We start from the raw sequence: 24,087 nt of genomic DNA, 5'->3' as shown, positions 1-24,087 counted from the left end.
GTCCCCTTGAGGGGACAGTTTTGGAAAAGCCAAAACAGGGGTGTTTTTATAGTATCAATTCCTAACGTTCTTTAATTGATTTATGGTTTCTTCAATTTTTAACAGTACGCTGAACATTTCTTTTTTTACTTCATGGTCTCCCAACCTTAAAAATTTTACGCCTTGCTCCTCTAGTTTGGCCTGTCTATCGGCATCATATTCATATTTGTGATCATGACTGTTACCGTCTACCTCGATGGCAAACATGAGTTCATGACAATAAAAGTTCACTATATATTCCAATATGGGCACTTGCCTATAGAACTGCACCCCATAGGCCCTGTTCTTTATTTTTTGCCATAATAATACCTCTGCCAAGGTGCTGTTTTGGCGTAGCTGCCTTGCCAGTTCCTTCAATTTTGGGTTATATGGTATTATTCTGTTTTTCATTACTTTTTAATTGTCTCCTAAAGGGGACTTTAAGGGTGTTTTGGTACTTACATCATTAACACCCCCACCATCGCTTCTGCTCGCCCGATGTTGGCACAACGTCACCTCATTCAGGGGTGAATACATCCCCCGCCCTGCGGCGGCGGCCCCCCCTTCTAAGGGGGAATTGTTACGTGTTATTGTCCCCTACAGGGGACAGTAAAAACCAAACCGGTTTTTACAGGGGTGTTTTGTAATTATTTAATGCTCATTATAATTATCCTTGCCTTTACTTTTTGCTGCCGCTGGCACGAGCGTGACGCCCGCGCTAGCGGGGAAACAAGAATTTAAATGTTAATTGTTTAAATACTTTTCCAAACTTGAACTATTATTGGTAATTACTTGTATGAGTTCCTTCAGGTTAAGAATTTCATTGGCGTCCTTAGTTTCGGGTTTTAAAGCATTTACTTCGGGGTAATCTGCATTGTTTTCACCATTTGATATTTGTATTATAAAATCTGATTTAGCAACATTCAGCAAATATTTTAAATTACTATTTACTGGATTTATCTCATTCTGTACTTTGTATCTACCTCTATTATAATCAAATACCTCTGTTTTTATTTTGGCTTCTTCGTTCTCAAGCCTAATGGAATATTTGACAATTACAAACACTTTATTGTCCTGTCGGTATCTAAATTTATGAATAGGGAAAATAGTTGGTTTTTTACCCTCTTGGTTTATGTTTTCGTTTTCTAAGTATTCAATAAGCTGAGCTATACTTTTCGAATCAAATTGTGATAGTTGATTTGGAAAATAGTAACAGAATTCTTGATCAGTTAGGGGGATAAGATAGTTTACGTTTATTGTGTTTTTAGTGAATACAAAATTTTCATGGTATTCTTGAAATTCTGTTTGTTGAGAGGAAGGGTTGGCTCTTTCATAAACCTTATCAAGAGTACCGTCGTTAACCAGCATGTTATCACCGATTATTCTATAGATATTCGTAGGACTTAATCGGTTCGACCTCCATGAAGATTTTATTAATTCATTGAACCTTGAATTATCCGAATCTTCATTTTCTAAGGTCTTATCAAGATATTGGAGGTTTAAGTTGGACATTAAAAATTCTAACGGAGATCGTGTCTTATTTTTAACGAAGGCCCATTTCCCTTTATTACAACTTGCCATTAGGCTTAAAGTGGCGGGTTTACTTTTTCTGTCATCATAAATTTTCAACCTTAAAATGGAATAATTTGTACCGTTTATTTGGTATGTTATTTTTCGGATTAATTCGATGTAATTTTTCTCGGGGTCTTGAGATGTGATTCTTTTAAATTGCTCTTCTTTCCATTTGATATCATTTTCAAAATTATAAGCTAGCCATTTATTATTTTGTACTGACATTTGAGAAATTAGTAATTCTTCGGGTGTTCGATTTTTAACTTCTTCAAATGAAGCGTACCTCTTTTTTAGTTGTAGAACTGGCGCATATTTATGATATGTAATTTGGTTATTATCCACAGGAATCCCGAATAAATCAGCTTCTGAACATATGCCATCAATATTCTGTGATTGTGAATACAGTCCGTAAAAAATGAAAAAGATTGATAAAAAAATTATTTTACTCATTTTCTGATTTTATTTAAAAATGGTATAAACCAATGAGTTAATATTTTGTAAATCATAAATGATGAAAAAAGTAGAATAATAGGAGAAAGATAATCCCAAGTATCATATTTGGAGCGTACTTTCAATCCGTTTACTTCAAATATTATATTTCCTCCTATTCCTCGAAAGCGAAATTTTATTTTGTCTCCCCTTTTATATTGATTCTGACTTCCTCCATAAACCGTATCTTTATTACCCTCCGTTAATATCGTATTCATATAGGTGCCTCTCTCATCAGTCGATTTGGAACCTCTGGTATAATCTATATCTATTATTTTCCCAGATTTAATAATTCCAAAATATTTTATATTGTTAAGTACTACTCTTATACTGCTAATGAATAGAACGAATAGAATGGTAAATAAGAAAAATTGAAATAATCTGTTGAAAATTTTATATAGCATTAATTACCTGTTTCTAAATAAATGTCTTGTGCTTTCAAGTCGATAATTAGTCTTTGATCGCTTTCCCATTGAGAATCATAAATTAAGTACTTGAAATTGAAATCTTCCCTTCCTGTTAGCCAAGTATCAATATAACCATCGACTACAAAATTCGTTTTACCTAAATAGAGATAACTGCCTATTTGATAATTTTTCCCTTTAAAGGGGTAAACTGTTTTAGTACCTGCCTTAATTTCAATAGCAGCTTTTAAGAAGAAGTATTCATCAATGATTTCGGCAGTTTTAAAACCAAAATCAGTTGTTAATACGAATCCACCAGATATTTCGGGAACAGTTTTCCGCTCTAACGTTTCATTTTTAGTTTTTAAAGAATATCTAAAATTTATATTCGCGCCTAAACTCATCCCACCGTAAAACTTTCCTAATGAAACGCCTAAATAACCTAAATCCTTACCACATTGCAAATCGGCTAAACTTGAGGATTGTAGTTTCAAGTTAGTTTGTAACACGTCATATAATTCTCTACTTTCATCGTCTTCTTCATTATAGGTTCTTAACTTAAAAGCTATTTTTTTCGCACCTACGAGGGCGTTAAAATCATTTAAAATACTAGCCTCGCAGGGTAAAACGGATTTAAATTTTGAAGAAATTCTATTAAACTGTTCTAAAAAAGTTAGTATTTTTGAGAATTTGGTTAAGTAATCTGTAGAGACATCATATTGGTCTTCCCACTTAACATTGATATCTTTTTCTTTAGCTTTAGGGTATCCAGCTTTTACAGTAGTATTATCAAACCCCTCTTTAAGCCTAATATTTCTAGAGATATTTAAACTAGCCTCATCTTTTGAGACAGACTTGTTTGAACCATAATACCAACCAAGATTTAAATCGTGTATTTCAGATTCTTTTAATTTAGGGTCAATTTTAACCCCAAATTCAACTTTTTTAAATTTGGAACTTTCAGAAAGACCAGTGTCGTCAAGTAAATATAAGGTTTGTCCAGATTTTGCAATTCTTCTTTTACTATGTTTTGCATATAATTCTTTTAAGTCAAATTGCTCACGTAAAATTTTTATTACAATTCTTATTTTCTGTGATTCTCCTTCTGGATAACTGTCAGAAGGAGTCCAATATTCTGCTTGTAGTGTTAAATACTCTTTATTATTTAAATTTAATTCTATTTGATGCCCACTTCCCGCAAAGGACGTTGCTGCTAATTCATTCATGTCAGCATGTGTGCTCCAATCTATCTTACAATCTTTGGCGTGATTTGCTAAGGTGAATAAATGTTTACTTGAGTTGTTGGAATATTTAATTTCCAAGATATCACCATTTCTATATTCAGAACCATTGTAAACTATTACTACCTCTTGCTCATCTTCTTCATTGGTGTCAGGATTAGGGTTGTCAGAAGAATTATCACCTGTTGAACCACCTGTGTTCGGCGTAGAGCCATTACTATCGTTGCTTGTGGAACCAGATGATGACTCTTCGTTGTCAGCATCATTTGATGCGTCCGAGGTATTCGTGTCTGTCTCATTCTCGCCAGAAGTTTCGGTAGAAGGGGGCACTGTTTCACCTTCTTCCATTTCTGGATCTACCGGTGGGGCATTCTCTTCGTCTTCGTCGTCTGTGTTAAATACATCTTCAAGAATATCGTCAACGCTTTCTCCCAAATCTCCTACGGCATCCACAAACTCCCCGGCCCGCTGGGCCAAATCAGCCGTATTCAGTATATTTCGCCAAGTTGGGTCATAGGCGGTTCTTACAGAGCCTTCCGCCATTTCTTGATCTGTATTTACCAGAATATTGGTAAACTCTACATACACCTTAAGATTCTCTAGGTAGGGCATTTTTACAAAGCCCTTACCCGTAAAACGGCCATTGCTACCGCTTACTTCCATCACCGTTACCGGAAAGTCGCCCGCTTTAAAAATGCTACCCGATGCCATATTTGGTAGGGGGTCTTTATTGGTGACGCTAATATTGGGGGCTATGCCACAATCCAGAACGCTTTCTTCCTCAAACTCCAAGGTGGTAGTAAACTCCTTTAACAAGCTCCAGTCACTGTACACCGTGTTACATTTTTTACTGAGTTGGTACTCGTAAGTGGTGCCCGGTTTTAAGTTCCAAAGGGTGAGAATATTACTGGTGGTTTTGGCCGGAAACCACTCCGCCCCCTCCACGTTTTTTTGTCGGTAACGCAGGGTGTATTCCGGTACGTCGGTAGAGAAATCGTCCCAAAATATATTGGCGTTGGTGCTCCCCTTAACCTCATGGTTAATGCCCAAGGGCAAATCACAACTGCCGGCATAACTGAAGGAATAGATTTCGCTATAGCCTTGGTTTTCAAAAAGGCCCACCTCTTCCAACCCTTGTTTCGCCTTTGCCTGTACCCGCCAAGCATAATTTTTTCCGGATAGGAAGAGCGGATCTGCCGGTCCGTATACATAGGTAGTGGCATTGGTAACGGTCTGAAAAACGGGAGGCGAGCTTAAAAAGGCCTGTTGGGGGTCCACTTGCGTGTCCCAAATCTCCACAATGCTAAGCTCGTATTCTACATTGCTAACATTTACGTGTCTGGGCGTCCACTGAAATACAATGTTCTGCGGATTGATTTCTTCTACATTGGTCTTATTTCTGGGGGATACCAAAAAAGGCGGTTCGTTCTGAAAGACTACACTAATGGCACACGATTTTTGGGACAGACGACTACCAGTAAGCACATCGAATACCTCAAAACAGAAGTTATAGGCACCTTCAGGGATGGCATTGCCATATACATTACCCGAAATACCGTTGAGGTTTTCATATCTAAAATAGGGTGCCAGCTCTACGTTGGTAAGTACCAGGGGAACGCCTCCTTCCAAAAATAGGGGCGAAGCGCCGGTAACCAGGTCCTTACTTTGAAAACTGATGCCACTACCCTCAAAGGAAACTCTTAGGCGGACTTCCCGATTGACAATCTCAAAATCGTTTAAGATCAACTGTACCCGCAACGGACTGTTAACCGTACTCTCGTTGGCGTATTCCGAAAAATATATAGGTGGCGGTGGCGTCACTTGCGGAATTACCTGTACGGGAAAAGATTGGGCGGTGGCGATTGTGTAGTTAAAAGTTAAAAATAGTAGGCAGATTGCAGATTGCAGTAGGCAGTGAGCAGCGCTCAGTTTTGCCGTTTGCTGGATGCGGTTTTGCAGTGTTTGGATGATATGTTTTATGGTTTTAAATATCATTTGCTGCAGAATTTTTTAGGATTATTGATCATATAACCAAGCAATTTCCCTACTTCTACGGTCTTGTTGTACAGTTCTACTTTGGTCTCTTCTTTTATGTACTGGCATTCCAATGAAAACTTTAACCAAACTTGGGTTTCTGTATTTTCCATATCGGCGTCTGTAAGTTTGGCAACGAAATGTTTTACATACCTCCTTTTTCGGTAACCTTCAGCAATATTGGCACAAACGGAACGGGAACTTCTCCTAATCTGGTCGGTTAGGGAATAGCGCTCCTCTTTTGGAAATTCTTTTGTCATTTCAAAGACCTCCATAGCTAATGAAAACGCCGTTTTATATGCTGTTAGTTGGTTATACATTCAATTCTTTTTCAGTGGACAGTATGCAGTATTCCATATGGGCCGCATTTTTCTGACTAATTTTAAAAGTTCAAATTTTAATTCTACCAAATGCATTTTTTTATTTTCCTAACTCCTAACTCCCTAGTTCCTATTAATATACTTCAGCTCAAAAAACTCCGGATTCACCAAGTTCAATGATTTTTTGTAATAGAAATCAATGATTTCGTTTTCCAAATAGGTTTCCAGTTGGTTTACATTTTCTGTTTTCTCAAACATTTCAAAAGACTTTAATGCATAGTCTTTTTTAAATTCTTTTAAAAATCCGGTTCCCTTTTCAATGTCCTCCATACTGGTAAATTCTGCGAATTGGGTTTCCATCCATCGATGGCCCACCAATTTTTCCAATCGGGTTTGTTGTTCTGCAACTAAGGCCTGATATCGAGGAGCCAAAGCCTTATCTCTTTGGGAATAATTCTCCTCTGTTTTATTATGCAACGGGTGCTCGTCTACTTCCAGTTTCTTGGCTACAAACAGGTTCTCCAAGGCCATATCAATTTTTTTCATATCGTCTTGAATATTTGAAATAACGTTATATAAAGCTTCTTCGTACACTTTTTCAAAATCGCCAAAGGCGTACAGCTCTGCCAAAAAGGTAAGTGCACTTTCTTTGTACCTGTCCTCTCTTTTTTGCTCTTTAACCGTCGTCAATAGAATTTTAAGTTCGTCTTTTTTAAATAGTGGAATATTCCTAAACGGAGCACTTGTATATACACTGGTAAGCTGCTCGTTTAAATTGGGAATGGTGCCGCTGTAGGTTACGTTTCTATAGCGGAAGCTTAAAGTGTTTTCTTTATTTCTAGGGTCACGCTCGTTGGGAGTTCTGCTGCCCGGGTCAATGTCCAACTTAAAATTATCAAAGGCATAGCTATAGCCAAAGGTGATGGTTAGGTCGCGACCGGTATTGAGCTCCGAGTTTCTGAACAACATTAAAAAGTTGAGGTTCAGATTGTGTTTTTTGTACAGGGCGTAATTGCTTCCCAGCCTAAAGTTGAGCACGTTGTTCTGTTGTTCGCCATTGGCAAAGGAACTGTTGTAGGAACTCGAAAAATTACTCCGCAGTTTTTTGTCAAAAAATTGTTTTCCAATGGCCAAAGTAGGCCCAAGAATAAGGTTGTTGTCTTCAGCTACGGTATTGTAAGAAACGTTTCCGGCCAAGGACACATTTAGTGCCTGTTGTGGAAACCCCAATGTATAGGAAGCTACCCCGTTATAAAAAGAATTTTCACCGCCTTCAATGGTCTCCCCCTCTTGCTGATTGGTACTGTTTTGATATACCAGGTTGAGGTTGGTGCTGTGCTGTTTGGTTTCGGTCTTTTTAAGGATATAGTTAAGGCCCAAATTGGCATTCTGGGAAATCTGCCGGTAATTAAGGGTGTCTACATTGTCATACGCCCCCACTTGGTTGATATAATCAAATTGGTCCCTGATATTGGTGTATGACTGAAAATTGGAGTAGCTAGCGTTGATGCCCAAACGTTCCGAAGCCGTGTAATTGGCATTGATGGCACTTACCACGCGTTGCTGGTCCGAAGATTTAGCATTGTTAAGATTGTCGCGCTGCAAACCTGCATTCACGTTAAGGTTCAACTTGTTCTCAAAAATGGACTGACTCGCATTTACCGTAACGTTTTCCAGGTCGTTATTAAAATAATAGGCCCCAAGCGTTTTGTAATCCGGGTCTATACGTTCATAGCCCACGCCCAAACTACCGTTTCCGGCTGGGTAATCCAAGGAGGCGTTTAGGGCATTGTAATATTGGGTGCTGATGTTTTCCTCCAAAAGAAAGGAAAGCAACCCGGCCGTAGGCCTGTTTTCCGTTAAACGGGTATCTTCCGTAACCCCGGAAATGGCATATTCCATACGAATGCTAGCTTTGTCAAAAAGTTTGAAAATGGACTCAAAGGAAAGAACGGCATTGTCCTTAGGGGCAAGTCCCAATTCTACGGGAAAGGGTTCTTTTAGGGAATTTTCTTCATCATTGGCCTTAAAAAGAATCACTCCCAGTTTCATAAAATCAAAATCATAGGCGGTCTTTACGCCATATCCCATTCTTTGGTAGGCCGTTAATGCTTGAGGTTCTTCCTCGTTGTATTCCGTGGCCCTTAGAAACCTACCGTACATGGCACTTATCTGAAGCTTTCCTTCCGGGTTCAGATCAAAACCGCCCCCTGTAAATTGGTGTCCGGAAAGGGTATAGGGCGAAAAGGTCATGCTTACGTCCCCAATATGTGCAGTGGCCCATTTATAGGATGGGTGCAGACTAAACCTGTTGAACTTAAACGGATTGGGAAAATTAAATTCTTGGTTGGAGTAGGTAAAGGATAGCGGTATGCTGTACACGCCCGCCACATTAAAATTGAGGCTGCCGGTAAGATAATAGGTAAAAGCCTGTCTATTGGCAGTTCCATCATAATACACACCATTGGCCGCAATACCGCCATTATAGCGCAGCCATTTCTCCTTGCCCAACTGGTCAAAGTTGATGTTTTGGGAAAAGCCATAGGTACATAACATAAGAAAAGGGACTAGGAACCGGCTCAAAAAATGGTTATTATCTAATGTTAAATATAAGTTAATGCTGACGGGAAAATATAATTTTTTCGATGAAGAACCACCTTGATTTTCAATTTAATGTACCACAACTTGATACCGAAAATTCCTGAGACAGGAAGTTTGTTGGGCTGAAAGGGATTTCTTTAATTGAAAATAAATGCAAAAAAAATTGTGGGTAAAATCCGTATAAAATAACTGAAGATTACAAGAGTTGGCCTCAAGCCACTCTTTTCAACAAGAGATTCATATAGTTATGGGGTAGATGGGGCGAGTTGTGTTTTCTGATATCTAGGAATCACAATTTTAAAGGTAACCCCTTCGCCTAACTGACCCTTGGCCGTTATATAGCCTTGGTGGTTTTGAACAATCTTTTTCACGATGGCCAGACCAATGCCTGTGCCTTCATATTCCTTACGGTTATGTAGTCTGTGAAATATCTTGAAAATTTGTTCTGCATATTTTTGGTCAAAACCAACCCCGTTATCTTTAAAAAGTATTCTACAGTACTCCGTATCTTTTCTTAGAGGAAATTCTTTGATTTGCGTATGATCCACAGTAGCTATATCAATGGAAATTACCGAAGGAACCTTTTTTTTGGCGAATTTGAGGGAATTAACGATAAGGTTGGCAAATAACTGTTTAAACTGTGAAGGAATCAGTTCTGCACTGCAATTGCCCTCAATTGTTAAAGTTGCTTTTTTATGCTGAAGCTCTTCAAGAAGGTTGTCCTTTATCTCTTCAGTGATTTCCTGAAAAGAAGTTTCTTCAAATATTTGGTTGGATTTCTCCGCTTTGGAATACGAAAGTAAATCTTGGATCAGGGTCTGCATACGGTTAGCCGCTAATTGCATTCGGTTAAAGCGATAAATTCCTTTTTCAGAAAGGTTGGCGCTCTCCGTTGCCAGTATTTGAGAAACGAAAGTTTGTATTTTACGCAGGGGTTCTTGCATATCGTGACTGGAAATGTAGGCAAAGGACTGGAGTTCCGAATTCATTTTTTCCAGTTCCCGGTTTTGAAGGGCAAGTTCTTGGGTACGCTGTTCTACCTTAACTTCCAGTTCATTGGAAAGGTTTTTTAAATCGCGGTTTTTGTTCTCAAGCTCCAATTTGTTTTTTCGGAGTTCCAATAAGTTCATGACCTGATCGGCCAAAATATTTAAAGCCTCCTTTTGGCTCTTGCTAAGCTCGTGGGGCTGATGGTCTATAACACAAAGGGTGCCAAGAGGTAGTCCTGAAGAATTTTTTAGCGGCACGCCTGCATAAAATACCACTCTAGGCTCTCCCGTCACCAACGGATTATCAAAAAAACGCGCATCTTCCCGAGAATCCTTGACCGTAAAAATTTTTTCATGGGTATGAATGGCATGGGCACAAAACGCTTGGTCTTTTGGGGTTTCCCTAATATTTAGACCGTGATGGGATTTGAACCATTGCCTATGGTCGTCCAACAGCGTAATCAGGGAAATTGGGGTTTGGCAGATTTCAGCGGCCAGTTTGGTCAAATTATCATAGTCTTCCTCTGGCAACGTATCTAAAATAGAATAGGAGTCTAGAAGCTTAAGCCTTTCTTCTTCATTTTTATGGTCTTCTGCTGTCTTCATGTTCCCAAAGTTAAGCAAGTGGTTTATTTATCAAAATAATCCTTGGGGTTGTTGTGCTTCACTTTTAGGGAAGTATTGTATTCGCAGTATGATTTACATTGTAGTAATTCTTATTTCAGTTGGATTATGTTCCAGTGAACATCATCTACAATATAATCTGATAAAACTTCAAACCCAATATTGGTATGTGCAGCCATAGACCTTTGATTGGCAGCATCTACCTCGGTGATTATAGAAGAAAATTCAGGGATTACAAATTCCTTCATGGTTCTGTACAGTTCTCTAAATACGCCTTTTTTTCTGTGGGCCTTTTCCACACAAATTTGACCCATGGCCATATAGTTCTCTATTTTGGGTTCCAGATTTTCCATTTCGGCAAACATGGGCTTTAGAACTTCAATACGGTCTGCAAATTTAGGGTGCATGCATAATGCATAGGCGATTACTCTATTTTCGTATTTGGCAATGATATGGGCACAGGTTTCGCTCATCTCCTTTAAGATTTCAAAGGAGTGTACGACGGTTACAAAGCCTTCTTTCAATTTTTCATCTTCAGAAAGCGAAACGGGTAAGTTCCTACGCTGCAAGTCCAGAATTTGCAGAAGTTCACTATCGGTATTACATCTGGTAAATTCAATTTCGGTCAATGCGTCTATTGCCATAAGGTTTAGAGAAGTTTAATTTAACCTCCAATATAGTATTTAAAAGCAACCTTTTGTAGCTTGCTGAATCTAAGTTATGTCCAATCTAGCTTCATGGTACGAATATTAACTTTGGCATGCATCACCTTATCGATTTTTAACGGCATTTGCCAAACGGAAGCTCCTCCGTTAAAATATAAAAATCAATTATCAACCAATTTGCTGTTGCCTTTTTTTGGTAGTGTAGATTTGAGCTATGAGCGTGCCGTAGCCAATAAATGGGCAGTGGGTGTAGGCGGAGCACTTTATGGTAACGGATTTGAAAACCTCAGTACCAACGACTACAGCTATGATCAAGAGACCAAGTACGAAGTTGCCCCTTTCGTAAGGTTGTACTTCAATGGCGCCCAAAAAAAGAGCCATTTTTTAGAGATTTTCGGTTCTCTTAGTGAGGTTGAAGAATCAGGCAGGTATATAAGGCATGTAAACGAAGAAGGTTATGGGGTTTATACCATAGGCACCAAAACTTTCATCGTTGGCGGGTTAGGTATCGGTTACGGTTATCGGTTTTTGTTTTTGGAAGATAAATTGGTTCTAGAACCTCAATTTGGTATTCGTACGAATTTTGATGTGGATTTTATTTTCCTGAACGGGGCTTTGGTCAGAACGGGAATTAAAGTAGGTTATCGATTTTAAAGAAAAGGAATATGGTTTTTCTTAGAAACATTGCACTTATGGTTTTGGCCGTACTGCTCAACGGATGTTATTCTAATGACGATAGTTATTACGGCGCCACCATTTACGTGTCTACAAAAGATGCCTTCACTTTTCCTGAAAGCAATGAGTTTACGGTAGGTGATACCTTGATTATTGAACAACGGTTCAGCAGATATTTAGAAGAAGAGGGGTATGCCGAATTGCTCGATGTTTATGAAAGTACCGATTCTGAAGAGTTTGGATTTAATTTTCAAATGGAGCAGTACTCTGAATTTTCACAAGATTATAACTGGCTTTTTCTCGATTCACAGTTTATTTTAGGCAAAAAACTGGATACAGGTTACCAGGCTAATGCGATTGCCTTAACCCTAAACGAAGAGAAAGATGTCTATGAATCGCGCATGGGTATTGTTTTATCAGAAAGTGGTCGATTTAGGTTGAACCTTCAAGGGGTTACTTTTTTTAGTGGGAATGATTTTTATTATGACGAAACGGTCTCTATTGGTGTAGAGCACTTATTTACCAATGAAGACGATGCCCTATGGGAGTTTACCGTGATAAACCCCACAAATTGATTACTCGCCATTTTGCTTAATAATTACTTTTGGCACTTGGATGCCTTTCCTTAAATTACTGAAAAGGCTAAAACAAAGGAGTAAGAGGTTTTTTTCAATAGCCGGCAATATTTTTATCCTTTTTCATTTAGGCAATAAAAGCAATACTATTTTGGTTTAATGAAAAACCCCTGAAAAAAGGGAGTAATTAAAAATGGGCACCCCCTAAATTTGTCCCCGTATTATTTTAAGCTTTTAATCATGTCTTTTACTTTTAAAAATTCCCTTTTTCTTGTAGTCTTTATTTTCGGACTTCATGTCCTTAACGCACAAAATGACACTATCTACTATAACAGTAAGTGGAAAGTTGTTCAGGAAAAGGATAGTGCTTTGTTCTATAGGCTACCGATTACCAAACAGGGAGACCTTTACCAATTTCAGGATTACTACATTTCCGGGACCAAACAAATGGTTGGTAATTCCTTATTGCCCAACAAGGAAAAATGGCAAGGTACGGTCACTTGGTATAAGGAAGATGGTTCCATGTATCAGCAAGGCAACTACGATCAAGGATATCTACATGGTGATTTTATCACCTATTTAAATGGTAAAAAACTTACCGCCCACTACGAGCGGGGTGTTTATATTTCGGGGAAGAGAAATACCGTTTACGGAGGGCAAATGATGTATTCGGAAAAGGTGGGGGATACCATTAGGGAAGTAATACATCAAGATGATATCAACGGTATTAGATTGGAACGTGTGGGTACTCCTGGCAACTACGAAGTCTATACCAATTACTTTGGTAAGGACGGAAAATTAATAGGCCGAAAAACCAAAAATTCAAGAGGGGATATAAAAGGGGAAGAGGTATTTTATTATTATAACCCTATGCGGGTACAATCCATTAAATATTACAGCAGAAATCAGGTTTTTGGTCAAACGGATTATTACCCCAATGAACAAGTGCGGGCCTTATTTCAAAAGGAACCCAAATTACAACATACCTATTTTACGCCAAATGGGAAGCAAATGGGGGTCATGGAATATATGGTTGATCGGTATGGTAAACGCCCCCAAAATGGCACAAGCTATTTATTTGGTTATGGGCAGATGAAGGATGACTATGCCGGTGATTATGAAATTCAAAGAAAGACGGTTTACACGGATGGTAAAATTAATGAGGAAAGCAATTTCTACTCCAACGGAAAACTAAAAAGCCTTACGAGCTATAGCGAAGGGTACAAAAACCTTCAAATTAGTTATGACGAGAGCGGGAAAGAGATGGCTCGAATGGAATACAAGAATTATGCACCTTTTAATGGTACAGAATTCTATAATGGTGGAAAACGAACTTTTAAGGAAGGGGTATTAATGAAGGAAATTGTATATCACCCTAAAACGGAAAAAACCCAAATTGAGAAAACCAATGAAAGGGAGGTTTTTTATGATACTGATGGAAATCAATTAGGGGAGCTCCTTCTTAATAATGCGGGTTCCTACCCAAAACCGGACAGTGGTCAAAGGTTTTCTTTTGACTACTACACTTCAAAAGTCAATGGCATAGAGGAGTATAAAGAAGGTAACTTAATTAGAAAAACCTCATGGAGAAATAGAAAAATTACCGAAGATACTACCCATACCTTTAAAAGAATTGAAGAATATGAAGAAGATGGTTTTAACAAAGTTAGGGAGGTTACTTTTTATAGCAATGGAGAAAAACAAAGTGAAACCGATTTTAAAAAGTACAATCCAGTAAAAGGGGTTTTCTATGATAATAAGGGCAAGATACTAGGAAGCTTCGATTTTGAAAAAAAGGAGGGAACTAGATATAAATTCTTCAATGATTCCGATTGGGTAAACGAGTACGAAGTCATAAAAAACGGACAACAACTGGCTTATAAAAAGTATGATTACGGTTATAGTTCTGCCTACGGCAATATAGACCCGGTTTTGGTTGAGGATATAGATATTAACTGTTGTGCCTCCTTTTATGATCGCGAAGGTAGTTTGATTGCCAAAGTGGAGTTCAAAGATCAGAAGCCATGGGCAGGTACCTATTATGACACGGCAACTAGGGAGCTTTATGAAATTAAGGAAGGGAAGAAATCCGGAGTGTATCAAAAACTGGACTATAACAAAAATGTACTGGAAGAAGGGGGCTATATAAATGGCTTAAAGGAAGGGGTGTTCAAGAAATTCACCTATAGCGGGGAGCTAACTGCCCAAGAAATCTATAAGAAGGATAAATTAGATGGAATAGCTACCTATTACAATGATAATGGGGAGAAAATTGCCCAAATGGAGTACAAAAACGGTGTGCCATTTGATGGTGTTAGGAGTATAAAAACCAATTATAACAAAGGAAACAGCTTAGAAACGTATAAGAATGGTGTTCTGGTGAAAGAAGAAACCGTGTCAAAGCAAGGACGATTGGTAAAGAATTTTATGGATTCAAATAGAGCCAAATGTGAATGGTATTATCCAACTAGCGAAAAACTAAAATATAGCTTTCAACTTACAGATGGCTATTTAGACGGTTCGGTGGTTAAATATGGATTAGATGGTAACATAATAGCTAAGGCCAATTTGGATAGGGGCAAGCTGTTAAGTGGTACTATTTTCTTGCAGAAAGCTTACAATGCCAAAAACATCAAATATTATTCCCTTAAGATGGAAAAGGACTATCTGTACATGGATCTTTACGGAGGAGAAGATGAGGTGCTTTACGCCGCCAAAGAAAAACTCTATTTGGGAGAGCAGCCTTATTTTGCTCAGGATCTTGGCTTTGAAATGTCTTATTTTAAAGAGAGTAATTTATATTAAAATTTAGTTCAAATAGAGAAGTCCCTGGGGTTTTATCTTTTGACCGTAGGGACTTTTTTTGTTGTTTGTTGGGATTAGGAACGCGTAAACCCCTTAATTTTGCAAAATGATGTCTTTTCCATCTAAGTTGCTTAAAAAGCTGGAGCAAAGAAAAACTGAAAATTCGTTCCGTGAGCTTCCGGTGACAACTGGTCATCTGGTAGATTTTTCCTCGAACGATTATTTGGGCTTTGCCAGAAATCAAGAAGTATCTAAAATCACCGCTAGCATTCTTGATTATCAAAATTGTGTTGAAAATGGGGCTACTGGTTCTCGTTTAATTACCGGTAACCATGAGCTCTATGCGAATACAGAGAAAATAGTGGCCGGTTTTTACCAATGCCCTTCGGCATTGGTTTTTAATTCTGGTTACGATGCCAATTTAGGTTTTTTTGCTTCCGTTCCGCAACGTGGTGATCTGGTGTTCTACGACGAATTGATTCATGCCAGTATCCGGGATGGTATTTCCCTTGGCAATGCCAAAGCGCAGAAATTTGCCCACAACGATTTTAACAACTTAGGGGAGAGAATCAAGAAAGAAAAAAGCAAACTATTGCCCGATGCTGAAATTTATGTGGTAACAGAATCCGTATTTTCTATGGATGGTGACACGCCAGATTTAAAGGTCCTTAGCAAGCTGTGCGAAAATCAGAAGTGCAGGTTAATTGTTGACGAGGCCCATGCCGTGGGTGTTTTTGGGGTAAACGGTACTGGATTGGTGCAGGCCTTAAAATTGCAGAACGAAGTGTTTGCGAGAATTGTCACTTTCGGGAAGGCTATGGGCTGCCATGGAGCGGCAGTATTGGGAGATACGAAATTACGGGAATACCTAATCAATTTTGCCCGCAGTTTCATTTATACTACGGGCTTGCCACCACATTCCTTGGCCAATGTTCGGGCCGTTCATCAGCAAATGGCAAATTCGAATAGTTTGATAAAACTTCAAGAGAATATCGCTTTTTTTAAGTCGGAAATTGAAAGAATAGGCTTGGACCATAGGTTTATAATTAGCCAATCTGCCATTCATTGTCTGCATATGGGAAATATAGAAATGGCAAAAAATGCATCCGCAAAATTAAAGGATGCAGGTTTTGATGTTAGGGCCATTTTGTCCCCTACGGTTCCTCTGGGAGCGGAAAGACTACGAATTTGTCTCCACAGTTTTAATACCAAGAAGCAAATGGAAGAATTGCTATTTTTATTAAAAGGATTAGTTGATTAGGGAATGGCAGGTAAATTCTATACGTTGGCCTCTTTTGAATATCCGGCAGATGTACAAATCGTTAAGAGTAAATTGGAGTCTGTAGGTATTTCGGTCTTTCTAAGGGATGAGAATACGTTGAATTCAGACCCCATTATTAGCAACGCTATTGGTGGTGTAAAACTTCAGGTTTATTCTGAAGATAAGGACAAGGCTATATCCATTTATGATGAGATTAGGGCATATGCCTTGGATGAGGAGGGAAATGTACGGGTATGTCCCAATTGTAGAGCCCAACGTTCCGAGGTTTTCTATAAAAGACAGGGTCTTTTGCATAAACTTTTTCCGTTTTTGGAGAAAAGAAAATACAAATGCCTAAATTGTGGCATGATCACTAATTAAAATGACCCTATGACACAATTTTTCGTAACAGGAATTTCTACGGAAGTAGGAAAAACCATTGCCTCGGCCATTATTGCAGAGGCTATGGAGGCAGACTATTGGAAACCCGTTCAAGCGGGAGAACTTGACCATACAGATAGTGATAAGGTAAAGGCCTTATTGTCCAACCCAAAGTCTAAAATCCACAAAAGCAGTTACGAATTAAAGGACCCTATGAGCCCACATGCAGCGGCGGAGAACGAAGGTGTTCATATTGATCGTGAACATATCAAGGTGCCGCAAACGGACAATCATTTGGTGATTGAGGGCTGTGGAGGTATTCTTGTTCCTTTTAATGAAAGTGATACCGTATTGGATATCATCATGCCTACCCATAAAGTAGTGGTGGTTTCTAGGCATTATTTAGGAAGTATCAACCACAGTCTATTGACCATAAATTGGCTCATGCAAAAGGGGTATGATGTTTCCGTACTTTTTAGTGGAAATGCGAATCCTCAAACTGAAAATATTATTCTACATAAAACTGGAGTTTCCATGATAGGCCGCATTGAGGAGGAGGAATCTTTTGATAAGGCTGTTATTAAAAAATATGCCGATAAATTCAAGCCTATTTTAGAGACTTTATAGAAAGTATCCGTTTATTGAACGTTCAAATTATGTAAAAAGAAGTCCATTTTCCCCATCTTTGCATGATGGAAAATGAACGTGACATGGCGGTATTGGAATCCGAAAGTATTTCCAAAAGGGACCAAAAACATATTTGGCACCCCTTGACCCAACACAAATTGCACCCAAAAATGTTGGGTATTAAAAGGGCGAAAGGAGCTCTTTTATATGACGAAAACGGCAAGGTCTATATAGATGGAATCTCCTCTTGGTACACCAGTGTTTATGGGCATTGTAATGACTATATATTAGAAAAGGTGCAAGCGCAAATGCAGCAGCTGGACCAAGTGGTCTTTAGCGGATTTACCCATGAACCAGCTGTAAAATTGTCTGAAGCGTTAATCAACATATTACCTAGCAATCAACAAAAGCTCTTCTTTTCCGATAATGGTTCAACGGCTACCGAAATTGGAATTAAAATGGCGTTGCAATACCACTTTAATAAAGGGGAAAAGAGACCTGTTTTATTGGCGTTTGAAGAAGGTTTTCATGGCGATACCTTTGGAGCTATGTCCGTTTCGGGCCTGTCCGTCTACAACGGACCGTTTGAAGATTACTTTATTAAAGTAGAGCGAATACCTGTTCCCACAAAAGAAAATGTAGGTGAGGTATTAAAGCAGCTGGAAGGTCGCTTGCAGAAAAATGATATTGCCGGCTTTGTCTATGAACCCCTAGTGCAAGGTGCAGCAGCCATGAAAATGCATGCCCCAGAAAATCTGAACCAGGTTTTAGAGCTGATCAAAAAATATGGGGTTTTGGCCATTGCCGATGAGGTAATGACCGGCTTTGGAAAAACAGGTAAAAATTTTGCTTCGGAATATTTGCAGACCCCGCCTGATATCATTTGTATGAGTAAAGCCCTTACGGCAGGTCTGCTTCCTATGGCAGTAACGAGCTGCACTCAAGAGGTGTACGACGCCTTTTATAGCGATGATATTGCTAAAGGTTTGTTCCATGGCCATACTTACACAGCTAATCCGTTGGCCTGTACGGCTGCCCTTGCCGGATTACAATTGCTGCAGTCCGAAGAAATTCAGAAAAATATTAAACGAATAATCCGTAGTCATCAAGAGTTTGATGAAAAGGTGAAAATTCATCCAAAGGTGGCCTCCACCCGCCAATGCGGAATTATTTATGCGCTCGACTTAAATGTAAAAATGGAACGTTACGGCAATCTCAGAGACCGTTTGTTCAAGCATTTTATGGACAACGGCGTATTTTTGAGGCCCCTAGGAAATACCATTTATATTTCTGCTCCCTACATCATTTCCGAAGCACAATTACAAAAAATTTACGATACCATTACCGAGGTATTGGATATCGTTTAAGACGACTTTTAGTAGTGAAACAACCCATATCAATTACGGCAATATCCTCTATTTCCCCATTAGGTAGTGATTTGGAATCTACCTGGGAAGCTTATTTAAACGGCCAGCATTATTTGACAAAAAAACGTTTTGGAGACCAACATGAATGGGTTTCGACCATTCAACAAGAAGACATTCAGAAAATCGAGGAGATCAGAAATGCCGATCCAAAATACAGAAGTTTGGATAAAACCGTTCTATATGCACTTTTCGCGGCTAGAAAAGCTGTTGCCGATGCAGGATGGACCATAAACGACGACTTCGGAATAAATATCGGATCATCGCGCGGAGCTACCGAACTTTTTGAAACCTATCACAAAGAATTTTTGGCGCAGGGTAAAAGCTCCACATTATCCTCACCGACCACTACTTTGGGAAATATCTCTTCGTGGTTGGCGCACGACCTAAAGACCCATGGTCCTGAAATATCACATTCCATCACCTGTTCAACAGGTCTCCATGGCGTTTTAAATGGGGTTGCTTGGCTACAAAGTGGTATGACCCATAAATTTTTGGTAGGCGGTAGTGAGGCACCGCTAACGCCCTTCACCATTTCCCAAATGAAAGCCCTAAAGGTATATTCAAGGCGAGGTTTGCAAAAAGAAGTGGATTTTCCTTGTTTGGCCTTGGAGATGGAAAAAAAGGAGAATACCATGGTGCTAGGGGAGGGAGCCTCGGTTGCTTGTATGGAAATCGGGGAAAAAGAGAATGCCTTGGCTCAAATTGTTGGCGTGGGTTATGCAACGGAACCCTTAAAACACAATATTTCCGTTTCTACCGATGCCCTTTGTTTCCAACGTTCCATGAAGATGGCCTTGGGTGATTTTTCACCTGATGAGGTAGATGTAGTGGTGATGCATGCCCCCGGAACGATAAAAGGCGATTCCTCAGAAATAAAGGCTGTTGAAAAGGTATTTTGTAACAAACTTCCTACTTTGACTACAAATAAATGGAAAGTAGGACATACTTTCGGAACATCGGGATCGTTAAGTATGGAACTTGCTATTTTGATGTTGCAAAAACAACAGGTAATATCAGTGCCCTTTGTAGAAGCAAAGAATCTGCCCGCTACAATAAATAAGGTAATGGTAAATGCTGTTGGCTTTGGGGGAAATGCCGTTAGCCTTTTGTTGTCTAGAACCTAGAGTTCTTCTATCCCGCCCTTAAGTCGATTTTTGTTGTTTTTGAAATTGAATAACAACTAAAACTTGACTTTATGATACCTGGGTTTGAAACAATGCTCCTTTTTGAGAAGATTTATTGGGTAATAGCACTAATAGCTTCCGTAATCTTTTTGATTCTTTTGATAATTACCTTATTTGGTGGGGAAACCGAGGGTGTTGAGGGAGATGTAGATGTAGAAATTGAGGGTGACACGGGCATTGAATTCCAATTTCTTTCCTTTAAGAATCTTGTTGGCTTTTTTACCATTTTTGGCTGGTCTGGAATCGCTTGTTTAGATGCAGGAATGTCAAAAGGTATTACCGTTCTTATATCAGTTGTCTGCGGCCTAATTATGATGTTGGCCATGGCTTCATTGTTTTATTATTTAGGAAAACTTCAAAGCAGTGGAACCCTTAAACTTTCCAATGCCCTGAATCAAATAGGTGAAGTTTACCTTACCATTGGTGCCAACAGAAGTAGAATTGGCAAGGTGAGTATAAATGTACAGGGCTCCCTCAGGGAACTAGATGCGTTAACAGATGATGGTGTGGATTTAGTGCAGGGCAATGTCGTAAAGGTGAAGGAGGTTACTGCCAACGGAATTTTAATCGTTCAACTTATAAATACTTAATAAATGCTAAACATTCCCTTACAATTAGGAGGAAGCGCCTCTTTGATGGCAATTGGGTTTGCCATCCTATTTTTCTTCATCATTATAATATCGTTTATACGCAGGTATAAAAGATGTCCATCGGACCGTATATTGGTAATTTACGGTAAAGTAGGAGCCGGCAGTTCTGCCAAATGTATTCATGGTGGGGCGGCTTTTATATGGCCGGTAATCCAAGATTATGAATATTTGGACCTAACCCCTATATCCATAGAAGTAAACCTTGTAAATGCTTTAAGTAAACAGAATATTAGGGTAAATGTGCCTTCAAGGTTTACTATAGGTATTTCTACGGAACCCGGAGTGATGCAAAATGCTGCCGAAAGGTTGTTGGGACAGGGAATGCCCGAGGTTCAGGAATTGGCAAAGGAGATTATATTTGGTCAATTACGTTTGGTAGTTGCTTCCATGGATATTGAGGAAATCAATTCGGATAGGGATAAATTTTTGACCAATATTTCCCAAAGCGTAGAGTCTGAATTAAAGAAAGTAGGATTAAAACTGATCAACGTAAACATCACGGATATTGTAGATGAATCCGGATATATTGAAGCGCTTGGAAAGGAAGCGGCGGCACATGCCATCAACGCAGCCAGAAAGTCCGTTGCAGAGAAAAATAGGGACGGTTCCATTGGGGAGGCCAACGCGGTCCAGGATCAAAGAACCCAAGTTGCTGCGGCCAATGCCCAAGCGGTTGAGGGTGAAAACGTGGCAAAAATCAATGTCGCAAACTCAGACTCCTTACGAAGACAAAGAGAGGCAGAAGCGGAGAGGACGGCAATAGCAGCGGAAAAAGTACAAGCGGCGAGAGCTTTGGAAGAATCTTATGCGGCTGAAAAAGATGCGGAAATAGCACGGGCCGAGAGGGTAAGAAGTAGCCAAATGGCAGATATTGTGGTACCTGCTGAAATAGATAAGAAAAAAGTGGAGATTGCTGCCGAAGCGGAGGCTGAAATGATCAGGAGAAAAGCTAAAGGTGAGGCGGATGCTATTCTTTTCAAGGCGCAAGCAGAGGCGAAGGGACTATTTGAAATATTGACCAAACAAGCACAAGGGTTGGATGAAATTGTAAAAGCCGCTGGAAACAATCCAAAAGATGCGGTGCTGTTATTGGTGGCCGATAAGCTTCCGGAATTGGTGAAAACCCAGGCTGAGGCTATCAAAAATATTAAAATCGATAAGGTGACCGTTTGGGATTCCGGAGCAAAAAATGGAAATGACAAAGGCTCTACGGCCAATTTTATTTCGGGAATGTATAAGTCGGTTCCACCTCTACAGGAAATGTTCAATATGGCTGGTATGCAACTTCCAGATTACCTAAAAGGAAAGGAAGTTAAGGCAGATGACGCTGATGCTACAGATACTACGGTTGTGGAGAATCAACCTGAAAGCTAAACAATTAGTATTTTTAAAAGTTGAAAGTCCATCATATTTTTGATGGACTTTTTTTATCCCCAACACTGATTCTAATCGGATTTTTGGATTATGAAACTATTAAAGGTTATTTTTGACCCAGATTTAGATAAGACTATGAGCGAACAAAAGCACGATTGGACCAAAGAGGAAATTCTTGAAATCTACAACAAACCGCTAATGGAGCTGCTTTATGAAGCTGCCACGATTCACAGAAAATTTCATGACCCCAATACGGTTCAGGTCTCTACTTTATTGTCTATTAAAACAGGTGGTTGTCCGGAGGATTGTGGCTATTGCCCACAAGCGGCGCGCTATCATACGGATATAGAGGGGAATGATTTAATGCAGGTTTCCCATGTAAAGGCCCAAGCCTTACGCGCTAAAGCTTCAGGTAGTTCAAGGGTATGTATGGGGGCTGCTTGGAGGAATGTAAAAGACGGACCGGAGTTTGATCAAGTCTTGGAAATGGTGCGTACCATTAACAAATTGGATATGGAGGTTTGCTGTACCTTGGGTATGTTGACCGAAAATCAGGCAAAAAGATTGGCGGAAGCCGGTCTATATGCCTACAACCATAATTTAGATACTTCCGAAGATTATTATAAAGACGTGATTTCTACCCGTGCTTTTGAAGACCGTTTGGAAACTATAGACAACGTTCGTAAGAGCAATGTTACCGTTTGTAGCGGGGGTATCATTGGTATGGGAGAAGCAATAGAGGATCGTGCCGGCATGTTGGTGGCATTGGCCACTCTAAATCCGCAACCGGAATCTGTACCTATCAATGCCTTGGTGGCAGTAGAAGGTACGCCAATGGAAGATATGGAGCCAGTTTCCATTTGGGAAATGGTTCGAATGGTGGCTACTACCAGAATTGTTATGCCTGAAACCCAGGTGAGGTTATCCGCAGGCCGTACCCAAATGAGCAGGGAAGGCCAGGCCATGTGTTTCTTCGCCGGAGCCAACTCCATTTTTGCGGGAGATAAATTGCTGACCACTCCTAATCCTGATGTAAACGAGGATATGGAAATGTTCAAGTTATTGGGCCTCAATCCTCAAAAACCTTTTACCAAGATAAGTCAGCCACAGACAGTAGAGGCGGAGGACTCGCAACACCAGCCTTTGGGAGAAAAGCCCAAATGGAGCAGACCGGGTCATACCATTGCTAGAAATGAGGAGGCAAAAGCCAAGACCAAGTTGGTATAGTAAAATAGCATGAGGTTAATTTTAAGAAAATCTTTACAAAAGGTTAATTAAATTTGCTTCGGAAAACGCAATCGTATACCATTGAAGTTAGAAGCTATTCCACGGGTAAGTTCCATTACTAAGGAAGATTTTATCAAGCACTATTTCAAGCCTCAGAAACCGGTAGTTCTAGAAAATTCTGTAGAACACTGGCCAGCCATAAAAAAATGGAGTTTGGGCTACATGAAAGAAGTGGCGGGAGATATAACGGTGCCGCTTTATGATGATAGACCTGTTAATCATGAAGATGGTTTTAACGAGCCGCATGCCCAGATGAAAATGGCAGATTATATAGATTTGCTCAAAAAAGAGCCTACCCGTTACAGGATTTTTCTATGGAATATTTTAAAGGAGGTGCCAGCACTTCAGCAGGACTATGATTTCCCGGATTTTGGATTAAAACTGAAAAGGAAATTGCCCATGCTTTTCTTTGGGGGACGGGACTCCTACACCTTTATGCACTATGATATTGATTTGGCCAATATCTTTCATTTTCACTTTGAGGGAACCAAAGAATGTATCTTGTTTGCACCTAAGGAAACCAAGTACCTGTACAAGGTTCCCCACTCCTTGATTACGCATGAAAGTATAGATTTCTCCAATCCCGATTATGAAAAATGGCCGGGATTAAAAAAGGCTTCCGGATATAGAACGGAATTAGGACATGGAGAGGTTCTTTACATGCCTGAGGGTTACTGGCATTATATGAAATATAAAACTCCAGGGTTTAGTATGAGCTTAAGGGCATGGCCCAAAAACCCCTTCAATTTTGCCAAAGGGGTCTATAATATTTTCATAATGCGTAGCTTTGATATCGCGATGCGAAAAATAAAAGGCCAGAAATGGATCGACTATAAAAACAGCAGAGCTGTTGAGCGTACCAAACGTGTTCTTTCGGCCTAAAA

19 protein-coding genes are annotated in these 24,087 nt (G+C 39.5%); 12 read left to right on the top strand and 7 right to left on the bottom strand.

The annotated features are described in order from the left end of the window. Positions 1-54 precede the first annotated feature (54 nt). From BIZ36_RS04295 to BIZ36_RS04265, 7 genes are all read right to left on the bottom strand, one after another. On the bottom strand, positions 55-429 hold the full coding sequence (locus BIZ36_RS04295; RefSeq protein WP_187456635.1) for an endonuclease domain-containing protein: 375 nt from the start codon (positions 427-429) through the stop codon (positions 55-57). A gap of 333 nt (positions 430-762) precedes the next feature. Continuing rightward, positions 763-2,040: a hypothetical protein gene (locus BIZ36_RS04290; RefSeq protein ID WP_187456634.1), complete on the bottom strand. Its 1,278-nt coding sequence runs from the start codon at positions 2,038-2,040 to the stop codon at positions 763-765. A 442-nt stretch (positions 2,041-2,482) separates the two neighbouring features. Then, a complete protein-coding gene (locus BIZ36_RS04285; protein WP_187456633.1) occupies positions 2,483-5,719 on the bottom strand; it encodes a fibronectin type III domain-containing protein in 3,237 nt (1,078 codons plus the stop codon). Then, a complete protein-coding gene (locus BIZ36_RS04280) occupies positions 5,716-6,078 on the bottom strand; it encodes a four helix bundle protein (RefSeq protein ID WP_187456632.1) in 363 nt (120 codons plus the stop codon). The genes BIZ36_RS04285 and BIZ36_RS04280 overlap by 4 nt, the downstream gene beginning before the upstream one ends. Positions 6,079-6,201: 123 nt before the next feature. Continuing rightward, positions 6,202-8,634 (bottom strand): TonB-dependent receptor, encoded by a 2,433-nt coding sequence (locus BIZ36_RS04275; RefSeq protein WP_187456631.1) that lies wholly within the window; start codon positions 8,632-8,634, stop codon positions 6,202-6,204. A gap of 290 nt (positions 8,635-8,924) precedes the next feature. Further along, complete coding sequence (locus tag BIZ36_RS04270) at positions 8,925-10,274, bottom strand: GAF domain-containing sensor histidine kinase (protein WP_187456630.1); 1,350 nt, start codon at positions 10,272-10,274, stop codon at positions 8,925-8,927. 110 nt (positions 10,275-10,384) lie between these two features. Then, complete coding sequence (locus BIZ36_RS04265; protein WP_187456629.1) at positions 10,385-10,936, bottom strand: GNAT family N-acetyltransferase; 552 nt, start codon at positions 10,934-10,936, stop codon at positions 10,385-10,387. A 93-nt stretch (positions 10,937-11,029) separates the two neighbouring features. Here BIZ36_RS04265 and BIZ36_RS04260 point away from each other — a divergent pair, with 93 nt between their 5' ends. The 12 genes from BIZ36_RS04260 (at position 11,030) to BIZ36_RS04205 (ending at position 24,085) form a co-directional block, all read left to right on the top strand. Continuing rightward, the gene (locus BIZ36_RS04260; protein ID WP_187456628.1) at positions 11,030-11,611 is read left to right on the top strand and encodes a DUF3575 domain-containing protein; all 582 of its coding nucleotides are present in this window, start codon (positions 11,030-11,032) and stop codon (positions 11,609-11,611) included. A gap of 11 nt (positions 11,612-11,622) precedes the next feature. Continuing rightward, complete coding sequence (locus tag BIZ36_RS04255) at positions 11,623-12,207, top strand: hypothetical protein (RefSeq protein WP_187456627.1); 585 nt, start codon at positions 11,623-11,625, stop codon at positions 12,205-12,207. 240 nt (positions 12,208-12,447) lie between these two features. Further along, positions 12,448-15,012: a toxin-antitoxin system YwqK family antitoxin gene (locus tag BIZ36_RS04250; protein WP_187456626.1), complete on the top strand. Its 2,565-nt coding sequence runs from the start codon at positions 12,448-12,450 to the stop codon at positions 15,010-15,012. Between the two features lie 106 nt (positions 15,013-15,118). Continuing rightward, on the top strand, positions 15,119-16,273 hold the full coding sequence (locus BIZ36_RS04245) for an aminotransferase class I/II-fold pyridoxal phosphate-dependent enzyme (protein ID WP_187456625.1): 1,155 nt from the start codon (positions 15,119-15,121) through the stop codon (positions 16,271-16,273). Between the two features lie 3 nt (positions 16,274-16,276). Next, entirely contained in the window at positions 16,277-16,654 is a 378-nt protein-coding gene (locus BIZ36_RS04240) for a putative signal transducing protein (protein WP_187456624.1), read from the top strand. A 9-nt stretch (positions 16,655-16,663) separates the two neighbouring features. Beyond that, on the top strand, positions 16,664-17,281 hold the full coding sequence (gene bioD, locus BIZ36_RS04235) for a dethiobiotin synthase (protein WP_187456623.1): 618 nt from the start codon (positions 16,664-16,666) through the stop codon (positions 17,279-17,281). An 83-nt stretch (positions 17,282-17,364) separates the two neighbouring features. Continuing rightward, entirely contained in the window at positions 17,365-18,648 is a 1,284-nt protein-coding gene (bioA, locus tag BIZ36_RS04230) for an adenosylmethionine--8-amino-7-oxononanoate transaminase (protein ID WP_187456622.1), read from the top strand. Positions 18,649-18,662: 14 nt separating this feature from the next. After that, positions 18,663-19,832, top strand: a complete 1,170-nt coding sequence (locus BIZ36_RS21270) for a beta-ketoacyl synthase N-terminal-like domain-containing protein (RefSeq protein WP_187456621.1) — start codon at positions 18,663-18,665, stop codon at positions 19,830-19,832. Positions 19,833-19,903: 71 nt separating this feature from the next. Then, positions 19,904-20,482: a hypothetical protein gene (locus BIZ36_RS04220; RefSeq protein WP_187456620.1), complete on the top strand. Its 579-nt coding sequence runs from the start codon at positions 19,904-19,906 to the stop codon at positions 20,480-20,482. A gap of 3 nt (positions 20,483-20,485) precedes the next feature. Then, positions 20,486-21,916 (top strand): flotillin family protein, encoded by a 1,431-nt coding sequence (locus tag BIZ36_RS04215; RefSeq protein WP_187456619.1) that lies wholly within the window; start codon positions 20,486-20,488, stop codon positions 21,914-21,916. A 135-nt stretch (positions 21,917-22,051) separates the two neighbouring features. Next, positions 22,052-23,143 (top strand): biotin synthase BioB, encoded by a 1,092-nt coding sequence (gene bioB / locus BIZ36_RS04210; protein ID WP_187456783.1) that lies wholly within the window; start codon positions 22,052-22,054, stop codon positions 23,141-23,143. Positions 23,144-23,224: 81 nt separating this feature from the next. Beyond that, a complete protein-coding gene (locus tag BIZ36_RS04205) occupies positions 23,225-24,085 on the top strand; it encodes a cupin-like domain-containing protein (protein WP_222937226.1) in 861 nt (286 codons plus the stop codon). The last annotated feature ends 2 nt before the right edge of the window (positions 24,086-24,087 follow it).

It is taken from the genome of Cytophaga sp. FL35 (assembly GCF_014349235.1).
In the GTDB taxonomy this organism is placed as follows: domain Bacteria; phylum Bacteroidota; class Bacteroidia; order Flavobacteriales; family Flavobacteriaceae; genus Euzebyella.
This window is presented reverse-complemented; position numbering and strand designations above follow the sequence as displayed.

Bases quoted from the DNA above. Each gene is read 5' to 3' on its own strand.
- BIZ36_RS04295 (WP_187456635.1), bottom strand. From the start codon at position 429: ATGAAAAACAGAATAATACCATATAACCCAAAATTGAAGGAACTGGCA.
- BIZ36_RS04240 (WP_187456624.1), top strand. From the start codon at position 16,277: ATGGCAGGTAAATTCTATACGTTGGCCTCTTTTGAATATCCGGCAGAT.
- BIZ36_RS04245 (WP_187456625.1), top strand. From the start codon at position 15,119: ATGATGTCTTTTCCATCTAAGTTGCTTAAAAAGCTGGAGCAAAGAAAA.
- BIZ36_RS04285 (WP_187456633.1), bottom strand. From the start codon at position 5,719: ATGATATTTAAAACCATAAAACATATCATCCAAACACTGCAAAACCGC.
- BIZ36_RS04275 (WP_187456631.1), bottom strand. From the start codon at position 8,634: ATGTTATGTACCTATGGCTTTTCCCAAAACATCAACTTTGACCAGTTG.
- BIZ36_RS04220 (WP_187456620.1), top strand. From the start codon at position 19,904: ATGATACCTGGGTTTGAAACAATGCTCCTTTTTGAGAAGATTTATTGG.
- BIZ36_RS04250 (WP_187456626.1), top strand. From the start codon at position 12,448: ATGTCTTTTACTTTTAAAAATTCCCTTTTTCTTGTAGTCTTTATTTTC.
- BIZ36_RS04255 (WP_187456627.1), top strand. From the start codon at position 11,623: ATGGTTTTTCTTAGAAACATTGCACTTATGGTTTTGGCCGTACTGCTC.
- BIZ36_RS04290 (WP_187456634.1), bottom strand. From the start codon at position 2,040: ATGAGTAAAATAATTTTTTTATCAATCTTTTTCATTTTTTACGGACTG.
- BIZ36_RS04265 (WP_187456629.1), bottom strand. From the start codon at position 10,936: ATGGCAATAGACGCATTGACCGAAATTGAATTTACCAGATGTAATACC.
- BIZ36_RS04260 (WP_187456628.1), top strand. From the start codon at position 11,030: ATGGTACGAATATTAACTTTGGCATGCATCACCTTATCGATTTTTAAC.
- BIZ36_RS04280 (WP_187456632.1), bottom strand. From the start codon at position 6,078: ATGTATAACCAACTAACAGCATATAAAACGGCGTTTTCATTAGCTATG.
- BIZ36_RS04215 (WP_187456619.1), top strand. From the start codon at position 20,486: ATGCTAAACATTCCCTTACAATTAGGAGGAAGCGCCTCTTTGATGGCA.
- bioA (WP_187456622.1), top strand. From the start codon at position 17,365: ATGGCGGTATTGGAATCCGAAAGTATTTCCAAAAGGGACCAAAAACAT.
- bioD (WP_187456623.1), top strand. From the start codon at position 16,664: ATGACACAATTTTTCGTAACAGGAATTTCTACGGAAGTAGGAAAAACC.
- BIZ36_RS04270 (WP_187456630.1), bottom strand. From the start codon at position 10,274: ATGAAGACAGCAGAAGACCATAAAAATGAAGAAGAAAGGCTTAAGCTT.
- bioB (WP_187456783.1), top strand. From the start codon at position 22,052: ATGAGCGAACAAAAGCACGATTGGACCAAAGAGGAAATTCTTGAAATC.